Source organism: Paenibacillus sp. FSL E2-8871 (genome assembly GCF_038000345.1).
Taxonomy (GTDB): domain Bacteria; phylum Bacillota; class Bacilli; order Paenibacillales; family Paenibacillaceae; genus Paenibacillus_AQ.
The window spans coordinates 6,646,478-6,659,745 of the sequence record NZ_JBBOBV010000001.1 but is presented as its reverse complement, the minus strand read 5'-3'; the positions used below and the strand labels follow the sequence as shown (position 1 = coordinate 6,659,745).

Here is a 13,268-nt window from a genome sequence, read left to right as displayed (position 1 = left end):
AGCTTGGTAGAAGTTCTGTTAGAGGACTCGCCGCCCGATATTCTGTCTTGTGCTTCATCATGCTGTAGATGATGTTTACACGCCTTCTCACAACGCATATGAGGGCTTGCTTCTTGGTCTTGTTGCGGACAATTTGCAGATAAGTCATGACAATATTAATGGTCGGGCTATGCATCCTAGAAGGTGCAATCTCTTTCCTTAACTTTCCAAGATCTCTATCGGGGCGGCTTATTCTATATTTAAGTAGCATGCTTTTAGTTTGGTAACTCTTGAAAAATATAAGGAAATCGTAGTAAAGTGATTATTTTGTTTGATAGATACTTTTTCTGGTATTGAGCTAACTTAGTATTTATGATTACAGTAGCATTTTCTTTTCTGAATATTTGATCTGTACCATTTTCCACAAACACCATGTCAGGATTAAAATCCAATAAAATATTACCGAAAATTTTAAACAACACTTCTAATCCTTCCTCGAATAATTCCCCAAATAATTTAATTCCAATTTATACATTAATTTCCATCATATATTCTTCTCTTAAAAAATCAATACTAATAATATCTTCTGTTTCAATATCAAGTGTGAAGTATTTACAGCTAAGACAAGAAAAATCTCCGTAGTTAGTTACTTTATCTTCAACTGTATTGCATACTATGTCATAAATTGTTCTTATAAGTGCTTCCTTATCCAGATTTGAGACTAAGAATAACGTAAAGTCCATCTCACTTCTAACCTCCAAATACTCTTGTAATCTTTCCATCCTTCACTACAATTAATTCTTCTAGTCTTTTTAAATCTCCATTCGGAGTTGCTTTTCTTAAAATTGCTTCGATAATTTCGGTAACTTTTTCATTAGGAAAGTTGTCTATGTTCAAAACAATTCTTACAGAATGTTTCTTCGTCTTTCCTGCTATTACTTTTTATACTTTGTACCTTTCCATCTAGTCTTGCTCCATAACAATCAAATACATTTCCTTCGATTAGAAAATCTGGATTCGACCCGTCTGCAATGCCATGACCATTTCCACCATCAATTTCATCTAACACGTTAATGTCATAGCCATTATCAGCCAATACATCGGATGTTTCATTTTGTTTCTTTATTCCATGGGAATCTCCTTCTCCATAATTCCCTTTAGGTTGCTCCCCGTCTCTTAACCTTCGCGCTTGTTCTGCTGTGGTGGATGATGCACAACTCGGCTAACCGTATCCTCTTTACTGGCTTTTACAACATTCTCAATTCAGTAACCTCTCATTTCCTCTACGATTGCCTGATACTCTGCTTGTGCCTGGGCAATCAATCCCAATGTTTCATCTACTTTTTGTACCTGTTTCGCCATTTCCCTTTTCCTCCTTTAAATTTGGGCATGCAAAAAAAGCTCATTCCTACTCATAAAACAAGTTGGAAAGAGCTTTGAAAGTTTATCAAGTGTTTGGTTTGTTGGTTGTATTATACGACCTACTTTCTTACTGATGTAAAGGGTCTACTTATTATCTTCTAACCATTTTCTAGCTTCTTCACCTGCTAGAATATTGGGTTGTTCTGGCGTCCCAATATTGATGCTTTTTATAAAAGCCTCTTCTAGCCCACAAACCCCAGTTAATTTAGCTCCTTTTAGCAATACTCTTTCAAACGTAGCTAACCGCACATCAGCATTAAATAATATTGCATTGCGAAAATCCGTCTCATCAAAAAGACCAGCTACTAAATTAGCATCTGATAAATCAGCTTGAACAAACACCGTCTCAATACATTCACTATCAGCAAGTCTAGCAGCTTTTACATTGGCATTTGTGAAGTTCACATACGAGACATTAGATTTACAAAAGTCTGCCCCTTCTAAATTTGTAGATATAAAAGTTGATGAACTTAGTAAAGATGAAGAGAAATCTTTGTGATTTAAGTTCATTCCATCAAAGATACAAGCTGTAATATATGCTTGGTCTAATGGATATTGTGACATATCTACATTTCGCAAATCAATTTCATCTATACCTAGTTTCTCGCCTTGTTCTCCAATAGTTTCGATCCAAAGACGGTGTGATTCTAATCGAATCATAATTTCTTTTATATCAGTTGTCATACCTAACCCTCCTATGGATACCAAATAATCCTATCTGATATTCCAGCTTTCTCTATTGCCTCTTTTAACTGTTCAACATGTTCAGGAATCATGTCTCTTTTATCCAGAATTACATTGTAACTTTTATCTAGTTCTTTATTAATTGCCTTCATCCCGTTATTTACTGTGAATGCGCCTTTTTTGGGTGAAGTATGACCATTTGGATAAGATACGAAACTTTTAACGTCCCATTTAACGTTATTTGTTGTATCAATAAATTCCGTTCCACCATTTCCTTGTGGGTCACGTACTATTTTCCCTAGTTTACCTTGTTGTTCCAAATCTATTCCTATCTCTCTTTCTTTCAAACCTTGATCCCTAATCTCACCACCATGTGAAGGGTCGCCTGCTAAATCGTCCAGTTCCTTTTGAGTTCTTCCTCCTGTGTACCCTAACTGACCTTTACCCGTCCCCTCAATCTTACCACCTTTGGCATCCCCAAACCCATTCATCTCATTTAAATAATGCTCCTGCACAAATGTTTTGGGCAGTGGGTTCGAATCCATGGGGATCTTCCCTACACTGAAAGGCACACCTTCTGGCGTGCTTAAAAACGGCTTGAATTTCGGGAATTCAGTCAAGTCCTCGGAATTGTAATTAGTTACCTTACCTGTATATGTTGACTCGTTGCCACCAGATTTCTTTCCTGCACCGTCATCATCGTTGCAAGTGTCCGTTATGTTACGGACAAAGTGCTACTCTTTGCATAACAACATTACTATAGTTGTCGTGCTATCCATCTTGAAAGGTGTGATTCTGTCTTTCTCTCCCTCACTACCGCTACAGAGTAATCTACATTTACGAGTAAATGTGAAAAAACCGCAAGAGAGCGAAAATAACAAAAAACAGGTCAATCATGGTGGTATCTGACCATAATCGACCTGTTTATGTAATGCTTTAGTTAAATTAAGTTATACCTATCAAACTGTTCATGTTTTTCCATTCGTTTCTTCATCCTTTGATTTTGGACATGCAAAAAAAGCTCATTCCTAGTCTTGATTCAAGTTGGAAAGAGCTTTTGAAAGTTTATCAAGTGTTTGAATTGTTTAGTGTTTGGTTTGTTGGTTGTATTGTACGATCTTGTTGTTAGGGTTGTAAAGGAGCTTATGCAAGTTATCTACAGATTCTTAAGAAGCATAGGACGTTCTATCTGGAAAAACACCGTTACTCTCTTTTAAGATTCTAATTAATTTTGAAGCTGCACGTAAATAATAGAAATTTGTAGTTGAACCCGGAACATTTTCGATTTCCTCACATTCCCCATCTGATTTACTTAGCTTTATCTTCCCTAATGAATCTTCATCAGGACCAAATTTATACACTACAAAATCTTTAGTCTCTTCTTCCTTAACTAACAGAACATAAGTAGCCAAAATTCCACCTCCCTAATCATTCATATACGCTATCTGACCAATTATACTTCTTTTGCGCTTCTGCATGTGCTTTTTCATAAGTTACCCCATATTTTTTCATATATTTGGATTCAAATAATTCATGATTGAGAAATAAAATATCGTTTTTGTTATAATTACCTTTCATTAATCGTTCCCAGGCCAAAGCCTGTTGATAGTTCGGATCAAATGATTTAATTTCTCCACTATCAAATTTGTGCTTTTCAAATAACAAATGATCCTTAATTTGTTGAATATCAGATTCCTTCCAACCTGTATTCCTAGTAATGTCGCTCGTATCATTTTTTAGTTTTTTAAATGCCCCATACATATCAAACGCCAAATCCTCCTGCCTCATAAACTCAGAGACAGAAGAAGGTTCTTTTACTTTTGGAACATCAACATTATCAATTCTATCTCCATTAGCATTATGTGTAGGGTTTGGAGTTCCATTAGGATGTCCCGTCCCCTCAATCTTACCACCTTTCACATCCCTAAACCCATTCATCTCATTTATATAATGCTCCTGCACAAATGTTTTAGGCAGTGGATTCGAATCCAGGGGGATCTTTCCTACACTGAAAGGCACACCTTCTGGCGTGCTTAAAAATGGCTTGAATTTCGGGAGTTCAGCCAAGTGTCCGGAATTCTGAAGGACTTTATTAAGGTCTTTCACGCCTTCCATCGCTTTAGTGGCAAAATCTTGTACCCCATCGGCCACTTTTCCTACCTTTGTACCCTTAGTCACAGATAGCCCCGGTACCAATACAGAAGCCGCTGCACCCAGCATGGAGGCCTTTTCCTCCGGCGTTCCCTCATTAAAGTTATGATACATCTTCTTCGCTGCTTCTGCCAATACTTCTGGATGTTGCATGATATAAGATGCTGTATCTGCCATTTCCTGTGTCGTCTTCTCCGGATCTATGACAAAATGGAATGTAAACGTCACTGTATCCACAACACCCATAACGGTTTCCTCGATAAGAGATCCTACAAATGCCCGCGTAACCGCATCCGCTTGTACCACTTTTTTCCGCCATTCGGTCATTCCGTAGGTTGATTCCAACCACAAATAATATGCCGATAACAAATTGGTTTCGTTAGGTTTTAATACATGCGCATTAAAATAGTTGAGTGTTATCTCATTCTTATTGTTATATGCGGTAATCGGTGTCCCATCTGGAAGCTCCGTCGGCGGAATATTCAGTCGTTCTCCTACGAGTTGGCGCTTAGCCCAGGCTCCCTGATCTCCTGGTTCCATCGCCATTCGGAGCATTAGCATATACGATTCATTCTGAACTAATGGTACGCTGCTGGTAGTAATCGACGGATCATAATCACACGCCTTAACCGCTGGTTTCTTGAAATACCCACTTAGATCCTTACCTGCTTGGTAATGGACGTCGTCTATGCCTAGATATTTCAGATTTTGGCGTGCGTCTTCCGCCAGCTTATGCATTGCGTCCATTTGAGCCTTGTTTCCAAACGCTTGATAGACTTTATATGCGGTCTGCGCTTTTGCAATTTGATCCCGTGCCTGGTAGATATCCTTCAGCTTGCTATGGGCTGCAATAGAGTCGATCGTTCCCATTCTGGAATTCTTAACCGTTGTTTGGAGTTTCTGCACCAAAGGATCGCTATTCAACTCATCCCGTCCCATTAAAGCAGCAATCGAGGTGATCAGATTCGTGACCATCTTCTGGGCATACGTTGGGATCGGAAACTGCCCACTTGCATTGCCTCCCCCAAGTTTTCCGAACATCCCTCCAAGAGTACCAAACTGCTGAAAAAGTTGATTAGCTTGCCTCTTGTTCTCATCCTGTGTACCTTGAACACCTTTTACTGCAAGACGAATAATATCTTCAAGCTTTTCAGCTTCTACTGTCAGTTCATTGATAAGTGTCTGAGCTCGTATCAAATCTGAACCCAGCGGAATACCACCCCAGTTATTGGTCTGACCTCTCAGCTGCAAGTACAGCCGGTTGGTATCTTGGCTTACCAGTCTGATTTTCGTCTGTAGGCGTTCGACTTCATCTTCTTTAAATACCATTTTGTCCAATGCCATTTATGACCTCCAGTTCTTACACTTAGACCATCCAATGCACTACTTTCTTCGACCCCTCAGGTCTTTATGTACTACTTGATCTTTAAAAACTTAAGTATTTGGAGCGCACACCTAACCTATATATCGGCTTGACCTCCCATTATTTCACTCTAAATCCTTTCTTTTATTTTTTTGATTCTAATCACTTCTATAAGAATAAGTAGACAGCACAAAAACAGGTTGATTATGGTGGTATCTGACCATAATCAACCTGCTAGACGTAACGCTATTGCATTATTTAAGTTATAAAATTCAAGAGTTGATGAGCGTACAAACGAAATAATGAAATCTTTATATGGGTATTACATAGGTTAAGTGTGTTACTGGTTGAATGATAGGTTTATTCGGCACTGGGTAGCCCCCACCAAATCTACAAATCTTCTCATCATGATTCCAGATGGAAGTCAGGACTTTAATAGAAAGATGTTTAGACATGACATATTTATAATTTCCGCCCATATTTTGAGTCTGTCAAAGTGAGATTGGTTCTACAGCTATTTATCTTGACTATTAACATAGTTTTCTACAAACTGTCTATTCTTCTCTTTTTCAGGAAGCAAACCTAAATAACGGTACTCAAAAATCATTTGTCTTTGAGTTGGGGTTACTTTTGAAGCTATTATATCTTCATAATCGTAATGAATCTTTAACTTACCAGGATACTTCAAGGTAAAGGTTAAATTTGTCCATGCCTCTTGGTCGTTATCAATAAATATTTGTCTTAACCCTTTAAATTTTGTTTGTAATTCTAATAATAAGTTATCGTAAGTTTTTTCACTCACGCTATATTTTTCTGGAATATCATGAGAGTATATAAAATCCTCATTCTCAGAAGTATTGAAATAAAAGAATACCTCTTTAGAGCCATCCAGTATTTCGGCATACAAGTAAATCTCGTTCCATCTGTCATCAGGTATCATACCTATAACATGCTCTGCTATCAGGGGATAAAGTTGCTCCATCTGTTGCTCCATAATTCCACTAACCTCCAATTTGATTCTCTATTGTAATTTTTTTGTCCTACCACCATCTATCGAGTACTCCACTGTAAAACTATCAGGTCTAGCAGCATTACTAGTGTATTGGGGGGTTATCTTTACTTTTACGTTTTCTTTTCTTTCTAACGCTGATGCCCATTCTTGTTCCATCTGATGCCATTTCCCACCGGCTTCATTAATTTGGGAATTCATTGGAACTAAGTTATCAATGTCCCCAGAACCTTTAAATTGACGACCTATTAAATGACCACCATCATCTCTCTCTGGATAATCACCTCGGATTCTATCTGTTTCTCCCACATTACTTTGAGCGTATTTATTTCTTGTACCTTTGCCTAGTTGTAAGTCAGCCTCGACACTATCAATACGACCAAATTCATTTGTCTCATAAGTATATCCTTCTGGTGTTGTGTACTTTGCATTCGGTTTTAGTGTTTTTTTGTTACCGACTTTATCAATTTGTGTTCCATAAGGAATTTCAACCTTACCACCTTCACCCGTCCCCTCAATCTTACCACCTTTCACATCCCCAAACCCATTCATCTCATTTATATAATGCTCCTGCACAAATGTTTTAGGCAGTGGATTCGAATCCATGGGGATCTTTCCTACACTGAAAGGCACACCTTCTGGCGTGCTTAAAAATGGTTTGAATTTCGGGAGTTCAGCCAAGTGACCGGAATTGTAATTAGTTACCTTACCTGTATATGTTGACTCGTTGCCACCAGATTTCTTTCCTGCACCGTCATCATCGTTGCAAGTGTCCGTTATGTTACGGACAAAGTGCTACTCTTTGCATAACAACATTACTATAGTTGTCGTGCTATCCATCTTGAAAGGTGTGATTCTGTGATTCTGTCTTTCTCTCCCTCACTACCGCTACAGAGTAATCTACATTTACCAGTAAATGTGAAAAAACCGCAAGAGAGCGAAAATAACAAAAAACAGGTCAATCATGGTAGTATCTGACCATAAGCAACCTGTTTGATGTACCTGAAAAGCATTATTTAGGTTATAAAATTAAAGCGTTGATGTGCGTACAAACGAAATGCTGAAGCTTTCATACAGGTATTACATAGGGTAGATGTGTTATTGGTTGAATGATGAGTTCATTCGGCACTGGGTAGTCCGTTAAAGTCGGATGAAATACCCTATTTTTTCAATTTTTCTTCGATATAAGAATGATCAAGTAGACTAAGTAGACTTGAGGTTAAGTACTTTATCTGGTATTGATCCAAATCACTATTGACAATTAACTGAACATTCTCTTTTCTAAGTAGCTGATCTGAACCATTTTCTAAAAACAACAGATTGCCACCACATTGTTTTATAAACTTCCCTATAACTTTAATCAAAGCTTCTAGTCCTTGATAAAAGGTGTTACCAAATAACTGACCCCTAATGCAAATATTAACATCTAAGTCATAATGATTTCTAACAAAATTTATGTCGGAAATATCCTCAAGTTCAAGAGCCAATGAAAAGTATTCAGTTCCGATAACTATTTCTTCTTCATCATTGTGAATCGATACCTTTTCGTTCAAAATGTTAATTATTATTTCCTCAATAACTTCTGCCAATGATTTACAACTCAAATTAGATTCTAAAAACAATTCAAAATCCATGCATATCTATCCCCCAGATATCCGTGTGATTTTACCATCAACCACAATTAATAATTCTTGCAAGTTCTTTAAATCTCCGTTTGGATTAGCTTTCCTTAGAACCCCTTCAGTGATCTCAGTTATTTTTTCTGAAGTGAAACCATCTAAATTAAGTACAATTCTCTCTGCCTGTGATTTTGTCTTTGTTCTAATATTTCTTAAAATATTGTCCACATTTGTATCTATTGTAGGTGCATAACAGTCAAATACTTCACCTTCAATTAGAAAATCTGGATTTGATGATTCCTTTATACCACGTCCATTTCCACCATTCAATGTCATATCCCTGATCTGCAAAGATATCTGCTGTTTCAATCTCTTTCTTAACACCATGTGAATCACCTTTAGTATAATTCCCTTTTGGTTTACCTCAATTAGATAAAGAAGGTTCGGTCAGGTTAGCTCCCCCTTTACCCGTCCCCTCAAGAACCCTTTTCTTCTCTATCTCTTTAAGTAATTCCTTCTCTTTCTTTAAATACTCGCCGTAATTTGAGGTTTCTCGGGCGGCTTTACTTTTCCAAATGTTCTCCAATACATTCTTTTTGATCTCTTCAAAATTGGGTACCTTTATCTTCGACAGCTTCCAACTCACAAATCTCATCGTAATTGCAAGTACTTTGCTTCCCGCCCTGATCGCTACATCTCCCGCACCTGCAATTACGGTATTGATACCAATCGCACCTATCCGTTCACCCAAGCTTTGCTTTCCATCATCCCTATAATCATTAATGGTATCAAATGCTTCTCCTATCGTACCACTGATTGCTCCCGATACCATGGATTTCAATAAAGTTGGTGAGAATTTCCCTAGCATGCCTGGGGTCTTTACTGCTTTTAAATACTTAAACGGTAGTCCTATGCTGATTAGTTGCCCTGCAAATTGCCCAGCCTTTTTCCCGTACGGATCGTCCATAGGATCTACATAACCCTTCGGTTTCGGTCCTACAATCCAATCGGTGATCGTTCCTGCCATTCCAAACGACGCCGTATCGATGGCATGGGTCAGGATACTACTTCCACCCTCTAAAATATTGGCAATCGTCTGGTTTCCAACGCCACTGCTTAGTCGGCGGTTTTTATCCGCCGCTTCCTTCTCACTCTTCTCATAATAAGCCTTTATCTCTGCATATCTCCGATCCTGCTCCTCTATCGACAATTCGAACCAGTATGTACCCTGCAATCGCTTGATGACCTCAGGATCTTTCCGATTTAAAATATCTGCTTCCGATACAGAATCATGCGGGTTATAGGGTCCTATTGTAGCTTGTGGCTTCAGCATTGCTAATTGTTGTTTCGCCCATTCTCCCTTCGTCCCTGTCTCCATCGACAATCGTAGCAGAAATGCATATTTTTCATTCTCCATAAGTGGTACACTTTTGGTGGTAATCGACGGATCATAATCACACGACTTGACCGCCGCCTGCTTGAAATAGCCGCTTAGATCTTTCCCCACTTGGTACTGAACTTCGTCTATACCCAAGGATTCCAGCTTCTTGCGTGCGTCTTCCGCCAGCTTATGCATTGCATCCATTTGCGCTTGGTTCCCGAATGTTTGATATACCTTATAGGCTGTCTGCGCCTTCGCGATCTGATCCCGCGCTAGGTAGATATCCTTCAGTTTACTTTGCGCGGCTATGTAGTCGATCGTTCCCAATCCTGAATTTTTAACAGTTGCCTGGAGCTTCTGCACCATAGGATCACTATTCAACTCATCCCAACCCATCAGAGTAGCAAGTGAGGTGATCAGATTCGTGACCGCTTTCTGAGCCGTCGTCGGGATAGAAGACTGCCCAATTGCACTTCCACCCCCAAACCTTTCGAACATACCGCCAAGAACACCGAGCTGTTGAAAAAGTTGATTGGCCTGCCTCTTGTTCTCATCCTGTGCGCCTTGAACACCTTTTATTGCGCCTCGAATGATGTCTTCCAGTTTTTCCGCTTCTACCGTCAGTTCGTTGATGATTATCTGCGCCTGCACCTGGTTTGATCCTAATGGGATACCACTCCAGTTACTAGCTTGACCTTTCAACTGGAGATACAGTCGGTTGGTGTCCTGGCTTACCTGTCTTATTTTCGTCTGCAGGCGCTCGACTTCATCTACGTTAAATGTAAGCTTTGTTAACGCCATGTGCTTCCCCCTGCTTGCTTCTAATAAAATTAGCTATGCAGCACTCTGCATAGTTAATTGCATTCTTATGTAATGAAGCAAACTATACTAGAATTTTTGCGAATTCTTAACCGCATTTGAAAGCTCTTTATACTTTGTAGATACAGTATTCATATGATCTCCAAGATCCTGAAGTGACTCTGCGAATTTATCAAATGTCGGTTTCAATTTTTCAACCTTATCCGTAAAGTCCTTTGCTGCCTCATCCTCCCAAACACTGTTGAGATTCTTCATTGTAGTCATAACTTTTTTGATTAAACCGTCTACTTCTGTACCGTAATTTTTAATTATTTTACCTGTCCAGCTAATCCATCATAACTCAATGTAACTTTATTCGTTGCCATTATTAACCTCTCCTTTAAGTGATTGTTTTTATATAAAAACGAACTCAAAAAGTACTTTTTTCACCCTAAATGATCTTTTGTACGGCCTCCATTTGAGCCTTGTTTCCAAACGCCTCATAGACCTTGTAGTCCGTCTACGCCTTCGCGATCAGATCCCGCGCTTCGTAGATATCTTTTAGCTTACTTTGCGCCGTTATGGAGTCTACCGATCCTATGCCAGACTTTTGGATCATATCCCGGAGCTTCTTCACCATAGGACACTATTCAGTACATCCCGACCCTCAAAAATGGTAATCGAAGAAATTAGATGGGTAACCGCCTTCTGTGCAACGGCTGGAATCGTAAATCATCCTTGGCTCGCGTTCCCCCCAAAGCTTCCAAACCTGCCCTCAAAGAGGCTGAACTGCTGACCCCATTGGCTCGCCTGCCGCTTGTTCTCGTCCTGAACATCTTGAACACCTTGGACCGTAGACCAAAGGAAATCATCCAGTTTTTCTGCTTCTACCGTCAGTTCGTTGATCAACACCTGCCTGCAGAGGTTCTGGCCCAAAGGGATACCACTCCAACTGTTGGCCTAACCTCTCAGCTGTAAGTACAGCTGGTTGGTGTCCTGGCTCACCTGTCCTATTTTCGTTCGCAGGCGCTGAACTTCATCTGCATTGAATATCAACTTCGTCGATGCCATGTATTCCCTCCCTTAACCGAAACATGCTTATAATGCCTCAAGGACATCTATAACGGTTTCCGGGAGATGCTTAATTCCACTTCAGTTTTTTGAATCCACTTTTGGTACACACCTCTATCTACCATTTTCATGCTCAGTTGTTCGCAAATTTTATAATACATGTTGGTTGCAATAATTAACAATTTATCACCTGAATCCTCAATGACGACAAACTGGTAATTCTGATATGTCGCTTGATAATATTTCTTATATATATCTGTCAACTCAGTTCTCTTAACTTTTTTGATGTACTTTATTCCTTTGTACAAAACAAATCCTCGATTTAGAACTGCCGGGTCATCCGAACGCAAAACTACTTCTTGGTCATTAACGACTCCTGCTTCATACTCGGTTCCATTGTATATAGCGTATATATTTTCCTTCATAAAATCTCTGCCTCCTAAGGATTAACTTTTATAAACTGCCCCAAGATCACATCGTAAGTGGCTAATAAGACTTCTGAACCCTTTTTACTTACTGTGTATAATTCCGCCCCATCAAAAAGGGATAAATATCCATCACACTTATACTCTGGAATCGACTGTCCATTTGTCGCTTTAGTAAAGCCATTTCCAGTAAACGGTTGTGGCTCGGAAACAATCCCTCCCATTTCATTGCTATATGGAATTTTTATATTTGAAGACTTTGGTGTTTTAAATCTTATGACCCCTAAGACTTCATCCGTTGCAGCTTTAAATTTTGTGTCAGTGTAATCTAATCGTAGGCTCTTATAAATGTTCATATAATCTTCTAACTGAGTTACATCTGATGCCTTGGTAATATAACCTCCTACTTGGCTATATGTTCCTTCAAGATATTTTGAAATGTCTTCATAAGGTATAACCTTTTGCATTATAGTCGTGTTATCAGTCATGGGTATACTCTCTCGTATGGACTTCATCATAATTTTTTCACTATTGGATAACAAACTAACATCTTTAAGACGGAGGTCATTAAACTCTCCAAGAGAAATATTATATTTAGACAAAAGTGAATTAATTTCATTGGTAAAACCAGAAATGTCCTTTAAATTCCCTTTGTTAAATCCCCGCGCACCTGCAATGACCGTATTGATTCCGACTGCCGTTATGCGTCAAACGCTTCGGCTACGGTTAATGGTTCCTAAAATAGTTTATTAAAGTTATGCCTCATGTAAATCAATCAATTGCTAGATATATTAGATACATCCTTTTATTATCGGATTAATCTCCCTTAAACTATATGTATTTAGACAACTGAATTCCTGTACTAGATCTGCAACGACAATCCAACCATATTAGAGCTTCAGCATTAAAATCTATCCTTACCTGTATATGTTGACTGGTCGCCATCAGATTTCTTTCCTGCACCGTAATCATCGTTGCAAGTGTCAGTTATGTTACTAACAAAGTGCCATTCTTTGCATAACACCTTTACTATAGTTGTCGTGCTATCCATCTTGAAAGGTGCGATTCTGTCTTTCTCTCCCTCACTATCGCCACAGGGTAATCTACAGTTGCGAGTAAATTTGAAAAAACCACAAGAGAGCGAACATAACAAAAAACAGGTCAATCATGGTGGAATCTGACCATAATCGACCTGTTCTATGTAAGGCTTTAGCGTTAATTAGGTTATACCTTTCAAACATTACTGCACGTCCAAACGAAATGGCGAAACCTTTGTACGGGTATTACTTAGGTTAATTGTGTTACTGGTTGAATAAAGAATTCATTCGGCACTGGGTAGCCCCCACCCTTGAATGGAAGCAAAAAG

At 38.9% G+C, this 13,268-nt stretch carries 15 protein-coding genes; all 15 read right to left on the bottom strand.

What is annotated here, in order from left to right; translation table 11 throughout:
• Positions 1-506: 506 nt before the first annotated feature.
• On the bottom strand, positions 507-722 hold the full coding sequence (locus NYE25_RS29760) for a hypothetical protein (protein ID WP_341147553.1): 216 nt from the start codon (positions 720-722) through the stop codon (positions 507-509).
• Positions 723-729: 7 nt separating this feature from the next.
• On the bottom strand, positions 730-876 hold the full coding sequence (locus NYE25_RS29755) for a hypothetical protein (RefSeq protein ID WP_256716444.1): 147 nt from the start codon (positions 874-876) through the stop codon (positions 730-732).
• A gap of 609 nt (positions 877-1,485) precedes the next feature.
• The gene (locus NYE25_RS29750) at positions 1,486-2,085 is read right to left on the bottom strand and encodes a pentapeptide repeat-containing protein (RefSeq protein WP_341125800.1); all 600 of its coding nucleotides are present in this window, start codon (positions 2,083-2,085) and stop codon (positions 1,486-1,488) included.
• Positions 2,086-2,096: 11 nt separating this feature from the next.
• Complete coding sequence (locus tag NYE25_RS29745; RefSeq protein WP_341147552.1) at positions 2,097-2,576, bottom strand: hypothetical protein; 480 nt, start codon at positions 2,574-2,576, stop codon at positions 2,097-2,099.
• Positions 2,577-3,251: 675 nt separating this feature from the next.
• On the bottom strand, positions 3,252-3,497 hold the full coding sequence (locus NYE25_RS29740; protein ID WP_076287045.1) for a hypothetical protein: 246 nt from the start codon (positions 3,495-3,497) through the stop codon (positions 3,252-3,254).
• A 16-nt stretch (positions 3,498-3,513) separates the two neighbouring features.
• Entirely contained in the window at positions 3,514-5,580 is a 2,067-nt protein-coding gene (locus tag NYE25_RS29735; protein ID WP_341147551.1) for a hypothetical protein, read from the bottom strand.
• 533 nt (positions 5,581-6,113) lie between these two features.
• A complete protein-coding gene (locus NYE25_RS29730; RefSeq protein WP_341147550.1) occupies positions 6,114-6,593 on the bottom strand; it encodes an antitoxin YezG family protein in 480 nt (159 codons plus the stop codon).
• A gap of 27 nt (positions 6,594-6,620) precedes the next feature.
• The gene (locus NYE25_RS29725; protein WP_341147549.1) at positions 6,621-7,214 is read right to left on the bottom strand and encodes a DNA/RNA non-specific endonuclease; all 594 of its coding nucleotides are present in this window, start codon (positions 7,212-7,214) and stop codon (positions 6,621-6,623) included.
• A 554-nt stretch (positions 7,215-7,768) separates the two neighbouring features.
• Complete coding sequence (locus NYE25_RS29720; RefSeq protein WP_341147548.1) at positions 7,769-8,242, bottom strand: hypothetical protein; 474 nt, start codon at positions 8,240-8,242, stop codon at positions 7,769-7,771.
• Between the two features lie 6 nt (positions 8,243-8,248).
• Positions 8,249-8,614 (bottom strand): CdiA C-terminal domain-containing protein, encoded by a 366-nt coding sequence (locus NYE25_RS29715; protein WP_341147547.1) that lies wholly within the window; start codon positions 8,612-8,614, stop codon positions 8,249-8,251.
• 37 nt (positions 8,615-8,651) lie between these two features.
• Complete coding sequence (locus tag NYE25_RS29710) at positions 8,652-10,409, bottom strand: hypothetical protein (RefSeq protein WP_341147546.1); 1,758 nt, start codon at positions 10,407-10,409, stop codon at positions 8,652-8,654.
• Between the two features lie 87 nt (positions 10,410-10,496).
• Positions 10,497-10,736, bottom strand: coding sequence for a WXG100 family type VII secretion target (locus NYE25_RS29705; protein WP_341147805.1), 240 nt, complete (start codon positions 10,734-10,736; stop codon positions 10,497-10,499).
• Between the two features lie 402 nt (positions 10,737-11,138).
• Positions 11,139-11,318 (bottom strand): hypothetical protein, encoded by a 180-nt coding sequence (locus NYE25_RS29700; RefSeq protein ID WP_341147545.1) that lies wholly within the window; start codon positions 11,316-11,318, stop codon positions 11,139-11,141.
• Between the two features lie 206 nt (positions 11,319-11,524).
• Complete coding sequence (locus NYE25_RS29695; RefSeq protein ID WP_341147544.1) at positions 11,525-11,902, bottom strand: hypothetical protein; 378 nt, start codon at positions 11,900-11,902, stop codon at positions 11,525-11,527.
• Positions 11,903-11,916: 14 nt separating this feature from the next.
• Complete coding sequence (locus tag NYE25_RS29690) at positions 11,917-12,390, bottom strand: hypothetical protein (RefSeq protein WP_341147543.1); 474 nt, start codon at positions 12,388-12,390, stop codon at positions 11,917-11,919.
• Positions 12,391-13,268 lie beyond the last annotated feature (878 nt).

Coding starts and splice junctions, on each gene's coding strand:
- NYE25_RS29760 (WP_341147553.1), bottom strand. CDS start 722: ATGGACTTTACGTTATTCTTAGTCTCAAATCTGGATAAGGAAGCACTT.
- NYE25_RS29750 (WP_341125800.1), bottom strand. CDS start 2,085: ATGACAACTGATATAAAAGAAATTATGATTCGATTAGAATCACACCGT.
- NYE25_RS29745 (WP_341147552.1), bottom strand. CDS start 2,576: ATGAATGGGTTTGGGGATGCCAAAGGTGGTAAGATTGAGGGGACGGGT.
- NYE25_RS29735 (WP_341147551.1), bottom strand. CDS start 5,580: ATGGCATTGGACAAAATGGTATTTAAAGAAGATGAAGTCGAACGCCTA.
- NYE25_RS29730 (WP_341147550.1), bottom strand. CDS start 6,593: ATGGAGCAACAGATGGAGCAACTTTATCCCCTGATAGCAGAGCATGTT.
- NYE25_RS29725 (WP_341147549.1), bottom strand. CDS start 7,214: ATGGATTCGAATCCACTGCCTAAAACATTTGTGCAGGAGCATTATATA.
- NYE25_RS29720 (WP_341147548.1), bottom strand. CDS start 8,242: ATGGATTTTGAATTGTTTTTAGAATCTAATTTGAGTTGTAAATCATTG.
- NYE25_RS29715 (WP_341147547.1), bottom strand. CDS start 8,614: ATGGTGTTAAGAAAGAGATTGAAACAGCAGATATCTTTGCAGATCAGG.
- NYE25_RS29710 (WP_341147546.1), bottom strand. CDS start 10,409: ATGGCGTTAACAAAGCTTACATTTAACGTAGATGAAGTCGAGCGCCTG.
- NYE25_RS29695 (WP_341147544.1), bottom strand. CDS start 11,902: ATGAAGGAAAATATATACGCTATATACAATGGAACCGAGTATGAAGCA.
- NYE25_RS29690 (WP_341147543.1), bottom strand. CDS start 12,390: ATGACTGATAACACGACTATAATGCAAAAGGTTATACCTTATGAAGAC.